General features: G+C 64.0%; 18 protein-coding genes. 8 read left to right on the forward strand and 10 right to left on the reverse strand.

The window, feature by feature from the left end; genetic code table 11:
* From AADX97_RS02090 to metG, 8 genes are all read right to left on the reverse strand, one after another.
* The gene (locus tag AADX97_RS02090; protein ID WP_374231921.1) at positions 1 to 723 is read right to left on the reverse strand and encodes an electron transport complex subunit E; all 723 of its coding nucleotides are present in this window, start codon (positions 721 to 723) and stop codon (positions 1 to 3) included.
* Positions 723 to 1,370: an electron transport complex subunit RsxG gene (rsxG, locus tag AADX97_RS02095; RefSeq protein WP_374231922.1), complete on the reverse strand. Its 648-nt coding sequence runs from the start codon at positions 1,368 to 1,370 to the stop codon at positions 723 to 725. Before rsxG ends, AADX97_RS02090 begins: the two co-directional genes overlap by 1 nt.
* On the reverse strand, positions 1,367 to 2,413 hold the full coding sequence (gene rsxD / locus AADX97_RS02100; protein WP_374231923.1) for an electron transport complex subunit RsxD: 1,047 nt from the start codon (positions 2,411 to 2,413) through the stop codon (positions 1,367 to 1,369). The genes rsxG and rsxD overlap by 4 nt, the downstream gene beginning before the upstream one ends.
* Positions 2,410 to 2,535, reverse strand: a complete 126-nt coding sequence (locus AADX97_RS02105) for a hypothetical protein (protein WP_374231924.1) — start codon at positions 2,533 to 2,535, stop codon at positions 2,410 to 2,412. Before AADX97_RS02105 ends, rsxD begins: the two co-directional genes overlap by 4 nt.
* Positions 2,525 to 4,123: an electron transport complex subunit RsxC gene (gene rsxC, locus AADX97_RS02110; protein ID WP_374231925.1), complete on the reverse strand. Its 1,599-nt coding sequence runs from the start codon at positions 4,121 to 4,123 to the stop codon at positions 2,525 to 2,527. Before rsxC ends, AADX97_RS02105 begins: the two co-directional genes overlap by 11 nt.
* Before the next feature lie 13 nt (positions 4,124 to 4,136).
* Positions 4,137 to 4,709, reverse strand: a complete 573-nt coding sequence (gene rsxB / locus AADX97_RS02115; protein ID WP_374231926.1) for an electron transport complex subunit RsxB — start codon at positions 4,707 to 4,709, stop codon at positions 4,137 to 4,139.
* A gap of 13 nt (positions 4,710 to 4,722) precedes the next feature.
* A complete protein-coding gene (gene rsxA / locus AADX97_RS02120; RefSeq protein WP_374231927.1) occupies positions 4,723 to 5,304 on the reverse strand; it encodes an electron transport complex subunit RsxA in 582 nt (193 codons plus the stop codon).
* Positions 5,305 to 5,621: 317 nt separating this feature from the next.
* Positions 5,622 to 7,703, reverse strand: a complete 2,082-nt coding sequence (gene metG, locus AADX97_RS02125) for a methionine--tRNA ligase (protein WP_374231928.1) — start codon at positions 7,701 to 7,703, stop codon at positions 5,622 to 5,624.
* 244 nt (positions 7,704 to 7,947) lie between these two features.
* Here metG and apbC point away from each other — a divergent pair, with 244 nt between their 5' ends.
* Entirely contained in the window at positions 7,948 to 9,039 is a 1,092-nt protein-coding gene (gene apbC, locus AADX97_RS02130) for an iron-sulfur cluster carrier protein ApbC (protein ID WP_374231929.1), read from the forward strand.
* Positions 9,040 to 9,350: 311 nt separating this feature from the next.
* Positions 9,351 to 9,917: a dCTP deaminase gene (gene dcd, locus AADX97_RS02135; RefSeq protein ID WP_007191816.1), complete on the forward strand. Its 567-nt coding sequence runs from the start codon at positions 9,351 to 9,353 to the stop codon at positions 9,915 to 9,917.
* A 197-nt stretch (positions 9,918 to 10,114) separates the two neighbouring features.
* On the opposite strand, the gene AADX97_RS02140 is transcribed toward dcd, so the two are convergent.
* On the reverse strand, positions 10,115 to 11,341 hold the full coding sequence (locus AADX97_RS02140) for a glycosyltransferase (RefSeq protein ID WP_374232039.1): 1,227 nt from the start codon (positions 11,339 to 11,341) through the stop codon (positions 10,115 to 10,117).
* Positions 11,342 to 11,425: 84 nt separating this feature from the next.
* Here AADX97_RS02140 and AADX97_RS02145 point away from each other — a divergent pair, with 84 nt between their 5' ends.
* From AADX97_RS02145 to phoU, 6 genes are all read left to right on the forward strand, one after another.
* Positions 11,426 to 11,824: a hypothetical protein gene (locus tag AADX97_RS02145; RefSeq protein ID WP_374231930.1), complete on the forward strand. Its 399-nt coding sequence runs from the start codon at positions 11,426 to 11,428 to the stop codon at positions 11,822 to 11,824.
* A 103-nt stretch (positions 11,825 to 11,927) separates the two neighbouring features.
* Positions 11,928 to 12,971: a PstS family phosphate ABC transporter substrate-binding protein gene (locus tag AADX97_RS02150; protein ID WP_374231931.1), complete on the forward strand. Its 1,044-nt coding sequence runs from the start codon at positions 11,928 to 11,930 to the stop codon at positions 12,969 to 12,971.
* Positions 12,972 to 13,066: 95 nt separating this feature from the next.
* On the forward strand, positions 13,067 to 14,458 hold the full coding sequence (gene pstC / locus AADX97_RS02155; protein WP_374231932.1) for a phosphate ABC transporter permease subunit PstC: 1,392 nt from the start codon (positions 13,067 to 13,069) through the stop codon (positions 14,456 to 14,458).
* A complete protein-coding gene (gene pstA, locus AADX97_RS02160; protein WP_374231933.1) occupies positions 14,451 to 15,758 on the forward strand; it encodes a phosphate ABC transporter permease PstA in 1,308 nt (435 codons plus the stop codon). Before pstC ends, pstA begins: the two co-directional genes overlap by 8 nt.
* Positions 15,759 to 15,823: 65 nt before the next feature.
* Positions 15,824 to 16,699, forward strand: a complete 876-nt coding sequence (gene pstB / locus AADX97_RS02165) for a phosphate ABC transporter ATP-binding protein PstB (protein WP_374231934.1) — start codon at positions 15,824 to 15,826, stop codon at positions 16,697 to 16,699.
* On the forward strand, positions 16,699 to 17,469 hold the full coding sequence (gene phoU / locus AADX97_RS02170) for a phosphate signaling complex protein PhoU (protein ID WP_374231935.1): 771 nt from the start codon (positions 16,699 to 16,701) through the stop codon (positions 17,467 to 17,469). The genes pstB and phoU overlap by 1 nt, the downstream gene beginning before the upstream one ends.
* 258 nt (positions 17,470 to 17,727) lie before the next feature.
* On the opposite strand, the gene AADX97_RS02175 is transcribed toward phoU, so the two are convergent.
* A complete protein-coding gene (locus AADX97_RS02175) occupies positions 17,728 to 18,987 on the reverse strand; it encodes a serine protease (protein ID WP_374231936.1) in 1,260 nt (419 codons plus the stop codon).

Consider the following 18,987-nt stretch of genomic DNA (forward strand, 5'->3'; position numbering starts at 1 on the left):
TCAACCCGCCACCGGCGCCGCCACGCCCCCTGAGGATTGCGGCGCTGGTGCGGCCTTGGCCGCCCGCACAGCCGCACGCCGCTTGACGCGCTTGTCGATCACGTTTTTGAGCGCGATCAAGAGGCCGAGGCCGATAAAGGCGCCGGGCGGGAGGATAGCAATCAGCGCGCCCTGGAACCCATCGCCCAGGCTGACGCTGAGGCCGGACGCGGCCTGTCCCAGCAGAAGATTGGCCTGGTAGAAGAGGGTGCCCTGACCAAGGAACTCGCGCACGCCTCCCAGCACGACCAGCACCAGCGTATAGCCGAGCCCCATCGCGATCGCATCGAGCAGTGCGCGGTCGACGCGATTCTTGGAGGCGAATGCCTCGGCCCGGCCGATGATGGCGCAGTTGGTCACGATCAGCGGAATGAAGAGCCCCAGGACTAGGTAGAGCTCGTAGAAATAGGCTTGGATACTCAACTCGACCGCCGTGACGAAGGCGGCAATCACCAGTACGAAGACGGGCAATCGGACCTCGGGACGTACCAGGTCGCGGATCAGCGAGACAGTCACGTTGGAAAGGATGAGTACGGCCGTCGTGGCCAGGCCCATGCCCAGACCATTCGTCGCGCTCGTGGTGGTCGCGAGCAAGGGACAGAGACCCAGCAGCGCGACGAGGGCTTGGTTGTTGTTCCAAAATCCGTCGCCGATGATGCTGCCGTAGGGTTGCGGTGCCGCCATCAGCCGGCCCCCTTCGCCGCTGTCGTAACGCCTTCGGAGGGCTCGAAGAGCGCGTCGCCCTGTTGTTGGACGTAGATGAGCGTGTTCTTCACTGCATGGACGATGGCGCGCGGCGTGATGGTCGCGCCGGTGAACTGATCGAACTCGCCGCCGTCGCGCTTCACCTCCCAGCGCTCGGGTGTCGGATTGGTGAGTGACTTGCCGTCGAAGCTCAACACCCAGTCGGACTTGCGTTCCTCGATCTTGTCGCCCAGGCCGGGCGTCTCGTGATGGTAGAGCACCCGCACGCCGCCGACGCTGCCGTCGCGCAGGACGGAGACCAAGAGTTGAATCGGACCGGCATAACCATCCGGGACGACCGGGTCGAGAATGACCGCGGTGGGTTCGCCGGCCTTGCGGACACGATAGACCCGCGTGTTCTCGGCGCCGAGGAGGTCGCGCGCACTGACCTGGATCAGATCGTCGAGCGGTTCGTTGTCGAACTGTCCGTCCGGGATGATGGACTCGAGCTTGCTCAGCATCGCGACCCGTTGGTTCTCGGCAATGCGCCCGTCCATCAGATGGTGGGTGACGGCGACGAGTGCGACGCCGGTGACGGAGAAGGCGCTCAACACGACGGCGGCGAGAATGATCGGTGCTTTCTTCATGGTTTGGCTCGGTTTCCGGTGTGCCCGAAGACCCTGGGCTGGGTGTAATGGTCAATCGTCGGGGCGGCGATGTTCATCAGCAAGACCGCGAAGGCGACGGCGTCCGGGTAGCCGCCCCAGGTGCGGATCACGAAGACCACCAGCCCGATCGAGGCCCCGAAGATGAGCTGGCCGGTCTTGGTCGTACAAGCGCTGACCGGATCGGTTGCGATGAAGAAGGCCCCCACGATGGCCGCCCCGCTGAACAGATGGAAGGCCGGGAAGGGGTGGGTCGTCGGGTCGAGCAGCCAGAAGGCGCCTGCCGCGACGGCCAGCGCCGCCAGCATCGAGACCGGGATGTGCCAGGTGATGATGCGCCGCCACAGGAGGTAGACCCCGCCGAGCAGGAATCCGTTCGCAACCCATTCCCAGCCGCGTCCGCCGAAGTCGCCCCACAGAGGACTGAGGCGGATCTCCGCGATGGGCACGCCTTGATCGAGCTTGCCGCGCATCGCGTCGAGCGGGGTCGCGGCGGAGATGGCGTCCCACTCGACACCGCTCGGCAAGGCGCCCGCGAAGATGAGTCGCAGCGATTCCGTGAAGGAGACCGCGTGCTCGGCCAGCATGTCGGGCGCCAGCCAGGTGGTCATGGCAACCGGGTACGACACGAGCAGAAAGACGTAGGCGGCCATCGCCGGGTTGAAGGGGTTGTAGCCGATGCCTCCGTACAACTGCTTGACCAGCACGATGGCGAAGAGCATGCCGAGCAGGGTCATCCACCAAGGCAGCGTCGGCGGGACCGAGATGGCGAAGAGCACGGCCGTGACGACGGCGCTGTAGTCGCCGATTGCCGGCCTGATCGGGCGTCGGCGCAAGCCCATGACCGCCGCCTCGGCGGCCACGGCGACGGCGATGGCGATCGCGATGTTGATGAGCACACCCCAGCCGAAAAACCAGATCATCGCCAGGACGCCGGGCACCAGCGCGATCAGGACCTCCTGCATGACTCGGTCGACCCGGTTCGGTCGAGACCCGTGGGGCGAGGAGACGAGCGTCGCGCTCATGCCTGCCCCTGCCGCGCTGTTCCGGCGTTGGCCGAGCTCACCGCCGAACCTGCGGGCAAGCCGGGCCGCTTGGTTTCGGGCGTGGTCTCGCGGCTGGTGTGCCGGCTTGTCTCAAGCGCCATCGGTCTCCTCCGCCTTGGTGGCCGCAGCCTTCTTGGCCGCCGCGCGTTGCTTGGCCGCCTCGATAGCGGCCTTCTTCGCGTCATGATCGGTTTGGCTCTTTCCGGGGCTCGCCTCGAGCGACTCCTTCTTCTGGCGAAGGCGGGCCTTGCGCTCGCGCTCTTGGCGCTCGAGCCGCGCCTGCTTGGCCTCATGGCGCATACGCGCCAGCTCGGCCTTGCGCTTCTCTTCCTCGCGCGCCCAGACCTCGTTTTTGGCGTACCTGTAGTACTGAACCAGCGGGATGTGGCTCGGACAGACCTGTGCGCAGCATCCGCATTCGATGCAGTCGAAGAGGTTGTAGTCCTGAACCCGGTCGAGATCCTTCGCGCGCGCATGCCAGTAAAGCTGTTGCGGCAGGAGCTTGGCCGGGCAGACCTCGGCACAGCGCCCGCAGCGGATACAGGCGAGTGCGTGCCCGGGGTCGGGTGCCTCCGCCTCTGTCAGGGCGAGCACGCAGTTGGCCGGCTTGGTGATCGGGATCTCGGCATGCGCGATCTCGAAGCCCATCATGGGCCCGCCGCAGACGACCTTCCTCGGGCGCTCGCGATAGCCGCCGCAGTGTGCGATCAGGTCCGAGACGGGCGTGCCGATGCGCACCTCGAGGTTGCGCGGCTCGGCAATCGCCCGTCCGGTGACGGTGACGATGCGCGAGATCAGCGGGCGACCCTCGAGAACGGCCTCGGCGACCGCGGCCGCAGAACCGACGTTCTGGCAGACGATGCCGATCCGGGCCGGAATGGCATGCGTCGGCACCTCTTCACCGGTGAGGATGCGGATGAGCTGCTTCTCCCCGCCGCTCGGGTAAAGGGTCGGGATCGAGCGGATCTCCGTATAGCCGCGCATGTCCGTCTCGGCGAGGCCGAAGCGCATGGCTTCGAACGCCTCGGGCTTGTTGGCCTCGATCCCGATCAGGATCCGCGGACGGCCGAGCAGGTGATGCATGATCCGCGCACCTGCCAGGATGTCGCCGGCGCGCTCGCGCATCAGCAGATCATCGCAGGTGATGTAGGGCTCGCATTCCGCGCCGTTGATGATCAGTGTGCGAATGCGCTGATCCGGGCCGGGGTTGAGCTTGACGCTGGTCGGAAACGAGGCGCCGCCGAGTCCGACCACGCCGGCCCAGCGGATGCGCTCGCGGATCTCGGCCACGTCCAACTGCGCGTAATGCGTCATCGGCTCCGGCAAATCGGCCCAAGTGTCCTCGCCGTCGGTCTCGATGACGGCGCAGAGCGCGGAGAGGCCCGACGGATGCGGCACCGGATGCGGCTCGATCGCGACCAGGGTTCCCGAGCTCGAGGCATGAATGCAGGCGCTGACATAGCCCTCGGCCTGTGCCAACAGCTGGCCCTTGAGGACGCGTTCGCCGACGTTGACGACCGGCCGCGCCGTCGCCCCGATGTGCTGCTGCAGCGGGATCACGAGTCGCTTGGGCAGCGGCATGGCATCTACCGCGCGGCCGTTCGAGAGCGCCTTCTCGTCGGGCACATGGATCCCGCCGTGGAACGTCCACAGCCGCTTGCGGCGCAGTCGTGAAAGGATGGCTGCCATAGCGGGGCTCCGGTCAGGCCGCCTCGGTCTCTCGCTTGGGCGATACCGTGCGGGGGGCGGGCTCGCTGGATGGGTAGGGCCAGCGCCAATGGGGGATATCAGTGGGGATCGGCACCATCCGGATGCACTCGACCGGGCAGGGCGGCAGACAGAGCTCGCAGCCCGTGCACTCAGCGGCGATGATGCCATGGAGCTGCTTGGCTGCGCCGACAATGGCGTCGACCGGGCAGGCTTGCAGGCAGAGGGTGCAGCCGATGCAGGTCTCGGCGTCGATCACGGCGATCGAAGGCCGTTTTTCCTCGACCTCAAGTGCCGCAGGCTCGCGCCCGAGTAGATCCGCCAAGGCGAGCAGGGTTGCTTCCCCGCCGGGGACGCACTTGTTGATCTCATCCTCGCCGCGGGCCAGGGCCTCGGCATAAGGACGGCATCCGGGGTGGCCGCATTGGCCGCACTGGGTTTGCGGAAGGAGCGCATCGATCTGATCGGCGATCGGGTTGCCTTCCACGCGAAAGCGGATGGCCGAATACCCGAGCAGGAGTCCGAGGACGGCGGACAGTGCGGTCATGGCGAGGATGGCGGTCAACATACCGATCGTCCGCTCAGCTCGACACGAGCCCGGCGAAGCCCATGAAGGCCAGGGACATCAGGCCCGCGGTGATTAAGGCGATGGCGCTGCCCTGGAAAGGTTCCGGGACATCGCCGACCGCAACGCGCTCGCGCACCGCGGCGAATAGCGTGAGCACGAGCGAGAAGCCGACTGCGGCACCGAAGCCGTAAAGCGTCGCCTCGACCAGGCTGCGCTCGGCCTGCAGGTTCAGCAAGGCGACACCGAGCACGGCGCAGTTGGTGGTGATGAGCGGCAAAAAGATCCCCAGCACCTGATAGAGCAGCGGGCTGGTCTTGCGCATGATCGTTTCGGTGAACTGCACCACGGCCGCGATGACCACGATGAAGGCGATGATGCGCAGATACTCGATGCCGAGCGGCACCAGCATGAGCTCGTTCACCAGCCAGGAGGTCACGGAGGAGAGCGTCATCACGAAGGTCGTCGCCAGACCCATGCCCGCGGCCGTCTCAAGCTTCTTCGAGACACCCATGAAGGGGCAGAGTCCGAGGAACTTCACCAGCACGAAGTTGTTGACCAACACGGTGCCGATCAGGATGAGCGCGTAATCAGTCATGCTCTCTTTGGCTTCGGGGCGTGCGACGGGCGCTTGCCGGGCTCTCAAGTCGCGAAACGGGTCGCGGAATGCTGCAAGCGCGAAATCGCCAAAGAATACGCCTCGGGGGCCGTTGGCTACAACACCGGAACTGAAGGGTTATGGGATGACGGCGCCAACCGCAACCGTAGGTTGTGCCGAGCCATGCGAGGCACAACGAGCCCTCGGCGCAAGTTGTGCCTCCTATCGTCAGCACAACCAACCGTCGGCGCAAGTTGTGCCTCCTATCGTTGGCACAACCGACGGGGAGCACCGAGCCGCCAGCGCCGATACCTGCTCTATTTCACACGCATCCCCGGCTCCGCTCCGTCGTCGGGGCTGAGGATGAAGATGTCTTTGCCGCCGGGACCGGCGGCCAGCACCATGCCCTCGGAGACGCCGAAGCGCATCTTGCGCGGGGCGAGGTTGGCGACCATGACCGTCAACCGGCCTTCCAGGTCGCTCGGGCCATAGGCCGAGCGGATCCCGGCGAAGACGGTGCGGGTCTCGCCGCCCAGGTCCAGTTCGAGCTTCAGGAGCTTGTCGGCGCCATCGACGAGAGCGGCCGAGCGGATGCGGGCGATGCGCAGATCGAGCTTGCCGAAGGTCTCGATGTCGATCGTCTCGGCGATGGGGTGTCCGCTCAGGTGCTTGCTCGATTCACCCGCGGCGGCAGGCGGGGGTGCCGTGGTGCTCAGGTCTTCCTTGGACGCCTCCAGCATGGCCTCGATATGGGCGGGCTCGACACGCGTCATCAGCGGCTTGAAGTGGGCGATTTCATGGTCGAGCAAGGGCTCGGCGATCGTGGCCCAGGTGAGCGGCTCGATCCGCATGAAGGCTTCCGAATCGGCGGCGGTGCCGGGCAGGATCGGGCGCAGATAGCCGATCAGGATCCGGAAGAGGTTGATCCCCATCGAGCAGACCGTCTGAAGGTCGGCCTCTCGAGCCGGGTCTTTGGCGATGACCCAAGGCGCCTGCTCGTCGATGTATTGGTTGGCGCGATCGGCCAGCGCCATGATCTCGCGCACGGCGCGGCTGAGCTCGCGTCGTTCGTAGGCGACAGCGATGGATTCTCCGGCCTGCACGAAGTCGGCATGGAGTTGCGGATTGGCCAGGCTCGCCGAGAGTCTGCCCGCGAAACGTTTCGCGATGAATCCGGCGCTGCGGCTGGCGATGTTCACGACCTTGCCGACCAGATCCGAGTTCACGCGTGCGGTGAAGTCCTGGAGATTCAGATCGATGTCATCGACGCCCGGCCCCAGCTTGGCCGCGAAGTAGTAGCGCAGATATTCGGGATTGAGATGATTCAGATAGGTGCGGGCCTTGATGAAGGTCCCGCGCGACTTGGACATCTTCTGTCCGTCGACCGTCAGGAATCCATGTGCGAAGACCGCGGACGGCGTGCGGAAGTCCGCGCCGTGCAACATCGCCGGCCAGAACAGGGCATGGAAATAGATGATGTCCTTGCCGATGAAGTGATACAGCTCGGCGGACGCGTCCCGGCCCCAGAACCGATCGAAATCCAATCCGGCGTCGCGCCCGCGGGGACTGTCGCAAAGACTCAGGAAGCTCGCCATGTAGCCGATCGGGGCATCGAGCCAGACGTAGAAGAACTTGCCCGGATGATCCGGGATCTCGAAGCCGAAGTAGGGCGCGTCGCGCGAGATGTCCCACTCCTGCAGGCCGGCATCGAACCACTCGTCGAGCTTGTTCGCGACCTGGGCCTGCAGACCGCCGCCGCGGGTCCAGTCGCGCAGCATCGGCTCGAAGTCGCCGAGGCGGAAGAAATAGTGGTCGGATTCGCGCTGCTCGGGCACGGCGCCCGAGACCGCCGAGCGCGGGTTCTTCAGCTCGTTCGGCGAGTAGCTCGCCCCGCAGACCTCGCAGTTGTCGCCGTACTGGTCGGGCGCGCCGCACTTGGGGCACTCACCCTTGATGAAGCGATCGGGCAAGAACATCTGCTCGACCGGGTCGTAGGCTTGGGTGATGGTGCGCTTGCTGATGTGGCCTTTGTCGCGGTTGCGTTCGTAGATGAGATTGGCGAAGTGGCGGTTTTCGTCGGAGTGCGTCGAGTGATAGTTGTCGAAGCCCACCCGGAAGGCCGCGAAATCCGCCGTGTGCTCTTCGGCGACCCGCGCGATCAGTGCCTCGGGCGTGATGCCTTCCTGGCGAGCGCGCAACATGATGGGCGTGCCGTGGGCGTCGTCCGCGCAAACGTACCAGCAGGCATGCCCGCGCATCTTCTGGAAACGCACCCAGATATCGGTCTGGATATATTCGACCAGATGGCCAATGTGGATCGGCCCGTTGGCATAGGGTAGTGCGCTGGTGACCAGAATCTCTCGGGGGCTGCCGCCCGGGATGTCGCGGGTTTGACTCATGGGGGGCTCAAGTGAATCGGCTTTAGGGTCTCGAACGATGTCCCAGTATCTCACGGCCCGTCCCGGTCCGGACAGCGCCGCCCCTGCCGGCGGGTTTCATGTCGAGACTTGATTTACGGCATCGCCACACCAAATTTTTTACGGAACTTTTCCGACCTCGGGCGCATCATGCCGGCCCACAGAAAAGCACTTCCTTTACGTGCCCCGGCAGCGCCGGGCGCAACCATCTAGCCTGGAGTACCTCATGTCCGAACCCACGAAAGAAGCCGTTGAAGTCGCCATCAAGGGCTACAAAGAACCCCATCTCGGGCGCGATCTGGTGGCGGCACATTCGATCAAGGGCATCGAGATCGAGGGCGGTCAGGTCCGCATCAAGGTTGTCTTGGGGTTCCCGGCCAAGACCATCTGCGCGGACATCGCCAAGGCGCTCGAAGAGGCCGTCCTTAAGGTTGATGGCGTCGAGATGGTGCAGGTCGACGTGACCTGGGAGATCAAGTCCCACTCGGTTCAAAAGTCGCTTAAACCGATCGACAACATCAAGAACATTATCGCGGTGGCCTCGGGTAAGGGCGGCGTCGGCAAGTCCACGACGGCGGTGAATCTTGCGCTGGCCCTGTCGGCCGAGGGCGCGAGTGTCGGCATCCTGGACGCCGATATCTACGGCCCGTCCCAGCCGCGCATGCTCGGGATCTCAGGCAAGCCCGATTCCAAGGACGGCACCAGCCTGGAGCCGATGAACGCCTACCACCTCCAAGCCATGTCCATCGGCTTCCTGATCGACGAAGAGACGCCGATGATCTGGCGCGGCCCGATGGTCACCCAGGCGCTCGAGCAGCTCCTGAACGACACCAACTGGTCCGATCTCGATTACCTGGTCATCGACCTGCCGCCGGGTACGGGCGACACGCAGCTGACTCTCGCGCAAAAGGTACCGGTCTCGGGCGCCATCATCGTCACCACGCCCCAGGACATCGCCCTGCTCGACGCGCGTAAGGGCCTCAAGATGTTCCAGAAGGTCGAGGTACCGGTGCTGGGTATCGTCGAGAACATGAGCACCCACATCTGCTCGGCCTGCGGTCATGAGGAGCACATTTTCGGCGAGGGCGGCGGGCAAAAGATGTCCGAGCAGTACGGGATCGATCTCCTCGGCTCGCTTCCGCTGAACGGCCACATCCGCGAGGAGACCGACAACGGCAAACCGACCGTGGTCGCCCAGCCGGACTCGCGCGTCGCCGAGATCTATCGCGAGATCGCCCGCAGGACCGCTGCGAAGCTGTCGCTGCAAGCCAAGGATTATGCTTCGAAATTTCCTCGGATCGTCATCCAGAATAACTAAACTGCGCCTTTTGGGGGTGTGCGAGGTTCGGGGGTGTCTCGGTCTCGCATGCTTTTTTAAGCGCTTGTGCCGGGCGAAGTTTCGGATTTTTCGCGCCTTGATTTCCGCGAGCTGTTCCGGTGCGGTTCACCTCAAACTTGAAAAGACGCGGAATACCCGGAGAAGCAGATGTCTCTTCTCCGTGCGCTCCGTGTCTCCGTGAGCGATACCGAACGCTGATGCGGCACCGAGGAGCAGGGTCGCTTCGGCTTGTTGCACTCGGCTGCGCGGTGTAGCCTTCCCGGCTGTCCGCGCAAACCGAGATTCCCAAGATGGCCATCAAGTCCGACCGTTGGATCCGCCGTATGGCCGAAGAAGGCGGCATGATCGATCCGTTCGAGCCTGTGCAGGTGCGCGAGGGCGAGCAGGGGCGGGTCATCTCTTACGGGACTTCGAGCTACGGCTACGACGTGCGCTGCGCGGACGAGTTCAAGATCTTCACCAACATCAACTCGGCCATCGTCGATCCCAAGAACTTCGACTCGAACGGCTTTGTCGATCTCAAGTCCGACGTCTGCATCATTCCGCCGAACTCGTTTGCATTGGCCCGGACCGTCGAATATCTCCGGATTCCCCGCAACGTCCTCACGATTTGCCTCGGAAAAAGCACATATGCGCGTTGCGGCATCATCGTCAACGTCACCCCGTTGGAGCCCGAGTGGGAGGGCCATGTGACCCTGGAGTTCTCCAACACCACGCCGTTGCCGGCGAAGATCTACGCGAACGAGGGCGTGGCTCAGATCCTCTTCTTCGAGTCGGACGAGGTCTGCGAGACCTCTTACAAGGACCGCGGCGGCAAGTATCAAGGCCAGCGCGGGGTGACCTTGCCGAAGTCTTGATGTCCGCTAAACCGCGTCCGGAGCGGAATACTGACTTTTGAGTGAGCTCGACGTTTGGTGCATCCACGACCCTTTAGCGGGGGCGCGGTTTAAAATAATCTGTTTTTCAATATCCTAAACCGCGCCGGCTCCAGCGGTCGTCAAGTCTGCCGGAGCCGATCCCATCCAACAACATTTCATACCGCGCCGGGCGCGGTTTAGCCGATGTCGTCGGTCTTCGGGGTTGGATCGACCCCCCGTTCCGCCGCACGATCATAGTCCCGCCGCTCGACGACCTTCCCGTAGAAATCCAGCATCCGCTCCGCGAGGACGGGCGCCGACCATGATCCGGCGTGTTCGACTGCCTCGACGGAGAGGCGCGCACGCAACGCGGGATCCGTGAGTAGCCGCACCGTCTTGTCGGCAAAGTCCCTCTCGTCGTCCTGCGCGATCAGCGATCCGCCGCCACCCGCCAGCACCTCCTTGGTCCCCATCACGGCGGTGGAGACCACCGGCACGCCCAGCGCCATCGCCTCCAGGAGCACGAGTCCTTGGGTCTCGGTCTTGGAGGCGAAGACGAAGGCGTTGCCCGCGCAGTAGCAGTCCTCGAGTGGGCCGTCGCGCTCCAGATATCCCGTGAACAAGGTGTTGTCGGTCAGCCCGAGATGGTTCACCAGGTTCTGAAGTCGGCGGTGTGCCGGACCCTCCCCGGCGATGACCAGGAGCACATCCGGGACCTGCGTCTTCACGCGCGCGAGCACCCGCAGGATGAAGTCGATGTTCTTCTCGAAGGCGAGGCGGCTGACGTTGATCAGAACGGGTCGCATGGGCGCGATGCCATGAGCCTTTCGGAAACGAGCGCCGTCGCCATGGCTGAACTGAACCAGCTCGATGCCCGTCGGGATGACCGTCGCGGGCGTCTTCACCCCGTAGCCTTTCAGGACCTCGAGCATGGCGTACGAGGGCACCGCCAGCGCATCGACATCGTTGCACTGGGCGGTGGAGAAGTCGCGAGCGAGCCACTGCATCCAGGCGGTCGGGACGAAGGGGACATAGTGATGGAGATACTGCTCGAAGAAGGTGTGGTAGCTCTCCACCACCGGCACATCCAGGCGCTTGGCGATCCCCAGGCCCAGATAGTGCGCGAAGAAGGGCGTCTGGATGTGCACCAGATCGTATCCGCGGCTCGCCAGCATGTGATCGTGTCGACGGATCTCGCGGGGACGCAGCATGCGATCTTCGGGGTCGATCACCAGATAGCGCGACGGGATGCGCAGGACCTCGAAGGGCTCGAGGGCGGACTCGCCCCCGGCCACCGAGTAGTCCGGCGCGATCAGGGTAACCTCGTGTCCTTGGGCGACGAACTCCCGCGCAAACGTCTGAATCGACGTCGATACGCCCGTGATGCGAGGGAAGTAGACGTCGGAGATCATCAGGATGCGCATGACGGTGGACTTGCGGGCTGTCGGCAAATCGGCGAATCATACCTGCAGTCGATCACTAAGCCCATCCAATGAAGGATTCATGACATGACTGATCTCTCGAGCCGGCGGTCGTCTCGCGGACCGATTTTTTCGATGCTCCTCGGCGCTGTACTGGCCGTCGGGACGCTCGGGAGCGCCTTTGCCGCGGGGGCGCCTGTGCTGTGGGGCGCGGGCGTCAAGCCCTGCTCCGATTTTCTGGCCACAGCACCGGCCGACCCGACCGCGCAGGCGATCGCCGGGGAGGGTTATCGGCGCTACCGGGAGTGGCTGTCGGGCCTCGTCACCGGGTTGAATCTGGCCACCGGGCGCGACGTGCTGAAGGGTGCCGAGCTCGATGCCGCCATGATCCGTATTCGGGCCAATTGCGAACGTTATCCGAACGACGACTTCTTCAATGCCTCCATGCGGTTAGTCCGGTCGCTGGACGAACCGAACAAGAATTGATCGCGCACGTTGTCATCGAAACGTCACATGGACTTCATACAATCGGCATCTTGCAAGGGCACAATTCGGGCTCGCCTATCAACGCCCTTTCGGAGGTCTCATCATGAACAAAACGATCCTCGCCGCAGCGGTCACGCTCGCCGCAGCCTCGCTTTCGACTCAGGCCATGGCCCGCGATTCCATCTGGATCGCCGGCTCCTCCACCGTCTTCCCCTTCTCCACCGCGGTCGCCGAGACCTTCGGGCGCGAGTCCTCCTTCCCCACGCCCAAGGTCGAGTCTCTGGGCACCGGCGGTGGCTTCAAGCTCTTCTGCTCCGGCGTCGGTGTCGACAAGTCCGACATCAGTAACGCCTCGCGTGCGATCAAGAAGTCCGAGTTCGATCAGTGTCAGGCCAACGGCGTGACCGAGATCACGGAGGTGAAGATCGGTTACGACGGCATCGCCATCGCGAATGCGAAGTCCGGTCCAAACCACAATATGACCCTCGGCGAGCTCTGGCTGGCTCTGGCCAAGGACGTCCCGAACGAGGATGGCAAGCTGGTCCCGAACCCCTACAAGAAGTGGAGCGACATCAACAAGGATCTGCCCGACGACGCGATCGAGGTCCTGGGTCCGCCGCCCACCTCCGGCACCCGCGACGCCTTCGTGGAGCTGGCGATGGAAGGCGGTTGCGACAGCTTCGATTCCGTGAAGGCGCTCAAGAAGACGGACAAGGACATGCACAAGGCGGTCTGTCACGGCATCCGTGAAGACGGCGCCTTCATCGAGGCCGGCGAGAACGACAACCTGATCGTCCAGAAGCTGATCGCCAACCCGAAAGCCGTCGGAATCTTTGGCTTCAGCTTCCTCGACCAGAACGCCGACACGCTGAAAGGGGCCAAGATCGGCGGCGTCGAGCCCACCTACGAGAACATCGGCGACGGTTCCTACCCGATCTCGCGCTCGATCTACTTCTACGTCAAGAACGCCCATGTCGGCACCATTCCGGGCATTCAGGAATACGTGGCCGAATTCACCAACGACAAGGCGTGGGGCCCCGACGGCTATCTGGCCGACAAGGGTCTGATTGCGCTGCCTGACGACATGCGCGCCAGCGTGGCCAAGCAGGCCAAGGCGCTCACGCCGATGGCCGCTCCGGCCAAGTAAGACCGGGAGGACCCGTTGCTCGGGTCCGAAGCTCCCGATCGGTCAGCGGCCCCCTGGGCCGCTGACCCGTTTTCCGTATTTGCGCAGTCCTGGTTATGCATACAACGACCCTTTTGATGATCGTGCTCGGCTTGATGTCGCTGGCCTATTATGTCGGGCGTAGGCGTGCCATCGTGACTGCCGGCGGCGCGGGTCGGATCAGCACACTCCATTCACTCCCGACCTACTACGGTCTCTATGCGGCACTTTGGGCCGGGATTCCGGCGATTCTGCTGATGGCGCTCTGGACGGCCTTCCAGGACGAGATCTTGGTCGCTTTGGTGAAGGCCGAGCTGCCCGGGTCGATGCTCGAGGGGCTGTCGCCCGGAGCCGTCGGGCTCTTGGTGAACGACATCAAGAACCTGGCCTCGGGTGCGATCGTTTCGCGTGTGGCGACTCCCGAGATGCAGGCCGCCGCAGATCGCTTCACACTCTTCAATCAGATCGCGGTCTGGGCGATGTGGCTCGGCGTGCTGGCGTTTGCCATCGGCGGCATGGCGTTCGCCTTGGCCAGGACCAAGCCGCAGATGCGAGCACGCAACCGCGTCGAATCCATCTTCATGGTCATCTTGGTGGTTTTTTCCTCGATCGCCATCTTGACCACCCTCGGGATCGTGCTCTCGGTCTTGTTCGAGTCCTTGCGGTTCTTCCAGGAGATCTCTCCGCTCGACTTCTTCTTCGGCACCCTCTGGAGCCCGCAGACGGCCCTGCGCGCCGATCAGGTCGGCGCCACGGGTGCCTTCGGGGCGGTGCCGCTCTTCACGGGGACCCTGATGGTGTCGGCCATCGCCATGCTGGTAGCGGTCCCGATCGGCCTGATGTCGGCGATCTATCTCTCGGAGTATGCGCCGCGGCAAGTGCGGTCTTGGGCCAAGCCGACACTCGAGGTCTTGGCCGGGGTGCCGACCGTGGTCTACGGCTTCTTCGCCGCCCTGACCGTTGCACCCTTCATTCGCGAGCTCGGCATGTCCATGGGTCTGAACGTCGCCTCCGAGAGCGCGTTGGCCGCGGGTCTGGTCATGGGGATCATGATCATCCCCTTCGTCTCATCCTTGTCCGAGGACGTGATCAATGCCGTTCCCCAGGCGATGCGCGACGGCTCCTATGCGCTCGGCGCGACCCAGTCGGAGACGATTCGCCGCGTGATCATCCCGGCCGCCTTGCCCGGGATCGTCGGCGGCGTCCTCTTGGCCGTCTCCCGTGCGATCGGCGAGACCATGATCGTGGTGATGGCGGCGGGGCTCGCCGCCAATCTGACCGCGAACCCGCTCGACAGCGTCACCACGGTGACCGTTCAGATCGTAACCCTGCTTACCGGGGACCAGGAGTTCGACAGCGCCAAGACCATGGCGGCCTTCGCCTTGGGTCTGACCCTCTTCGCGGTGACCTTGGCACTCAACGTGATCGCCCTGCACATCGTGCGCAAGTATCGAGAACAGTATGAGTAACAGCCACGCGGTCGGTGCGCCGCCGAAACGCATCATCGACGTCGTGAATGCGAGCCTGAAGCGGCGCTATGCCCAGGAGCGGCGATTCCGGCTGTTCGGTCTCGTCGCGGTGATCCTGGGGCTGAGCTTCGTGGGCTTGCTGTTCGCGGACATCATCGCGAAAGGACACACGGCCTTTGTCCAGACCTACATCCAGCTCCCGGTGACCTTCGACGCGGAGACCCTCGATCCCACGGGCACGCGCGACCCAGAGACCCTGGCAGGCGCCAATTACCAGTCCGTCATTCGGGATGCGCTGCGCAGCGAGTTCCCGGATGTGACCGATCGGCGCGCGACCCGAGCGCTTGGGCACATGATCAGCGTCGGGGCGCCCTCGCATCTACGAGACATGGTCTTGTCGAATCCGGATCTGGTCGGCACCACCCGAGAGGTCTGGCTGCTTGCCGATGACGACATCGACATGCTGATCAAGGGGCACATCGATCGTGACCTTCCCGAGAGCGAGCGCCGCGTGAAGGATCAGACGGTCGGATGGGTCGAGCAGCTCGAGGCTCAGGGACGCATCGAGAAACGCTTCAATACCATCTTCTTCACGACCGGGACCTCGCGCGAGCCCGAGCTGGCGGGCATCGCAGGGGCCCTGATGGGTTCCTTCTACACCCTGGTCTTGACCCTCCTCATCTCCTTCCCGATCGGTGTCGGGGCAGCCCTCTATCTTGAGGAGTTTGCGCCCAAGAATCGCTGGACCGATCTGATCGAGGTCAACATCAACAACCTGGCGGCGGTCCCCTCGATCGTCTTCGGGCTGCTCGGGCTCGCCGTCTTCATCGCCATCTTCGGCGTGCCGCGCTCGACACCCTTGGTCGCGGCGCTCGTACTGTCGCTGATGACCCTTCCGACCATCATCATCGCCAGCCGGGCGGCACTCAAGTCGGTTCCTCCCTCGATCCGGGAGGCGGCCTTGGGGGTCGGGGCCTCGCCGTTGCAGACGCAGATGCATCATGTGGTGCCGCTGGCGATGCCCGGCATGCTGACCGGCACCATCATCGGGATGGCTCAGGCGCTGGGCGAAACGGCGCCGCTGCTGATGATCGGCATGATTGCCTTCATCGTGGACATTCCGAGCGGATTCACCTCGCCGACCACGGTCCTGCCGGTTCAGATCTTCCTATGGGCGGACAGTCCGGAACGCGCCTTCGTCGAGCGCACCTCGGCGGCGATCATGGTGCTGCTTGCCTTCCTGATCCTGATGAACCTGGGCGCTGTCTTGCTGCGGCGCCGGTTCGAGCGGCGCTGGTGAGCGCGTTTCCGAACATTATTTGATCCCACCGTCCATGGGCGTTGGGGATACACTTGAGGTCAGTCATGAGCACCACGGTTGATGACACGGTTGATGAGATGGGTCGACGCACCGGCGCAATGAGCTCCGCGGAGTTGGCCGGGAATCGTGAGTCACGTGAGACGGTCGGCGATGTCACGGTTGCGAACCCGCGCATGGTTTGCCGCGACGTCGATGTCTGGTACGGCGACAAACAAGCCATCAAAGGCGTAAGCCTGGATATCGGCAAGAACGAGGTCGTTTCCATGATCGGTCCGTCGGGCTGCGGGAAATCGACCTTCCTGCGCTGCCTGAATCGGATGAACGACACCATTGACGGCTGTCGCGTCACCGGGTCCATCGAGCTCGATGGTCAGGACATCTACGACAAGGGGCTCGACCCGGTGCCGCTGCGCGCGCAGGTCGGGATGGTGTTCCAGAAGCCCAACCCCTTCCCCAAGTCGATCTACGAGAACGTCGCCTACGGGCCTCGGATCCACGGTCTCACCAATTCCAAAGCGGAGCTTGACGCATTGGTCGAGGAGAGCCTGCAAAAGGCCGGCCTCTGGAACGAGGTGAAAGACCGACTCGACGAGCCCGGCACGGGTTTGTCGGGAGGTCAGCAGCAACGTCTCTGCATTGCCAGAACCATCGCGGTCTCCCCCGAGGTGATCCTGATGGACGAGCCTTGCTCGGCGCTGGATCCGATTGCGACCGCCATCATCGAGGAGCTGATCGACGAGCTGCGGGCCAACTACAGCATCGCCATCGTCACCCACTCGATGCAGCAGGCCGCGCGCGTCTCGCAACGCACCGCTTATTTCCATCTCGGGGACCTGATCGAGGTCGGCGAGACGAATCAGGTCTTCACCAACCCCAAGCACAGGTTGACCGAGGACTATATTACCGGTCGGTTCGGCTGATGGTCGGGGACAACAAGGCCGCGCGTGCAGGCGACATCGCGGGCGGTCACACGGTCCGCCGTTACGACCAAGAGCTCGCGAAGTTGCGTGGGATCATCCTCGACATGGGGCAACGGGTGATCGAGCAGACCCAAGCCGCCGTCGCCGCTGTGCTCGACGGCGAGGAGACCCAGGCCTACCGTGTGCTCGATCGCGAGCCCCAGATCGACTACCTCTCGCTTGACGCGGACGAGGAGATCTTCCGGGTCATCGCCCGTCGTCAGCCAACCGCCGTGGATCTGCGCATCGTGCTCGCGCTCTCCCGGATCGCCGGCGACGTCGAGCGGGCCGGCGACAAGGCGGTGCGCATCGCCCGTCAATCCTTGGCCCTGCGCGAAAGCGGCATCGGCCAAGGCGGCATCTCGTCCGACGCGCTCAAGGACTTGCTCCGTAAGCTCGACGACCAGGCCTGTTGTATGTTCGAGCGCAGTATCCAGGCCGTCGCCGGCTTCGACGTGGAGCTTGCGCTCGGTGTCTTCGAAGACGAAGGGCGACTCTTCGACGCCTCCGACGCGGCACGCGACTTGCTGGGCCAAGAGGACCTTGCCGGATTTACACCGCGCCAGATCGTCTGTCTCTTGACCAGCACGCATGCCCTGGAGCGCATCGGCAACCACGCCTCCAACATCGCCGAGCAGGTCATCTACGTGGCCGTCGGCAAGGACATCCGCTACCGCAATCGGGAGATCCTGATCGAGACCCTGCGCCGCGACCCCAAATCCTCCGCTTGATCGATTCGCTCGCCCGCATCAGTTACCGGACGCAAGTGCCGGCGCTTTCCATATACTGAGACTGTTCGCCTGCGGCCGGTACGGCCGGCAGACTGTGCATCCGGCGCGGTAGCTGTCCAGTCGGGCGGTTGGCGCCTTCACGCGGGACGACACGCTATCCCGACGCGACGGACCCCCGTGCCGCTTTGATTCGGCGCTTTCCGCGCCGGATGTCTGATGATCGGGAGCGGGCTCGCCCGCTCCGATGTGGGTCCGCCCTCAGCGCCGAGTTGTGGCCACGAATCGTTCGAGATCGTCGGCCAGATCTGGGCTTGCCGAGTCTTGCAGTGCTGTCGCGAAGCCGATCATGGCGCCCTGCTCACGCCGATTCAGTACCAAATCGCCTCCGACGACGGCGGTTTCCAGGGCCGGGCGTAGGTCTTGAAGCAAAGCCAAGGCATCAGCGCGCAATCGCCGATCGCCCGCGAGGATCCGCGTCACCTCGGCGGCATGGCGATAATAGCGCTCGCGCATCCAGGCGCCGTCCGACAGTGTGGGCAGGACATGGTCGCGCACGCCGCGTAGGAGGCCCAGCCAAGTCGAGGCGCCCGAGTGATCGGCGACAAGCACCTCGGATGGACAGGGATCGGGGTCGCTGCCCGGATCCAGCCATTCCGCGACTTGGGAAAAGTAGTTGGCGAAGGCCCCATCGACCGTTGCGTTGCTCGCGGAATCACAGACATCGCCCAGGTTAGTTCCACATTTCCCGAAGAGTTGACCGACGACCTGTCCCTGCTGATTCATCACGGGCGAACCGCTACTTCCCCCCTCGGCTGCCCCGACTTGATCGCGGCTGTAGATGAAGGCGCCGCGCGGGAGTCCGCGGCAGGTGCCGGCGGTTGTGCTGACAGCATGGGTCGAGTATGCCTGAGGCGATCCCTTCGGATGACTCAGTCGATAGAGGGCCGACTCCGAGGTATTCGCAACGGGGCTGGTCGACCAGCCTAGGAAGGCCGCGCCCGCGAGGGGATCTTGATTCAAACGAAGCAGTGTGTGATCGTCTGTCGTCGAGGTGTGCAGGAGGGTTGCGCCAAGCGTCGTCGGGGTGTTGGGCCACACGCAGGCGCCGCCGCAGGCGGCGGTTTGGTAATTGAAACGGGTCTCGACGGTCGAGGCAACAGCCTGAGTGGAAATACAATGGTTCGCGGTCAGAAAATAGGGAATCTGGTTCGATGTATCCGTATCGTTTAAGAGCCCGCCCGTGCAGATATAGCCGCTTCCACCTTGGATGAAGAGCATGTTGGCGATGGCCTTACGCGCAACATCGATCATGGCCCAATCGCTCGTGTCGTAGCAGGAACCGTCTTGGACGCAGCTTGCGTTGATCGGGCAAAATGCCAGCGCTTGGGTATCGATCAGCAGGGCCTCCGCGATGCGAAACCGGATCGACCGGATGCCCGCATCCCGGGCTCGTGGGGCTTCAATCTGTAGAAAGATCGCGTCGCCGTCGATCGAGTGCGTCCAGAGCGACTCGGCCAC

The organism is Thiocapsa sp. C2-2m (assembly GCF_041903745.1).
Classification (GTDB): domain Bacteria; phylum Pseudomonadota; class Gammaproteobacteria; order Chromatiales; family Chromatiaceae; genus Thiocapsa; species Thiocapsa roseilacustris.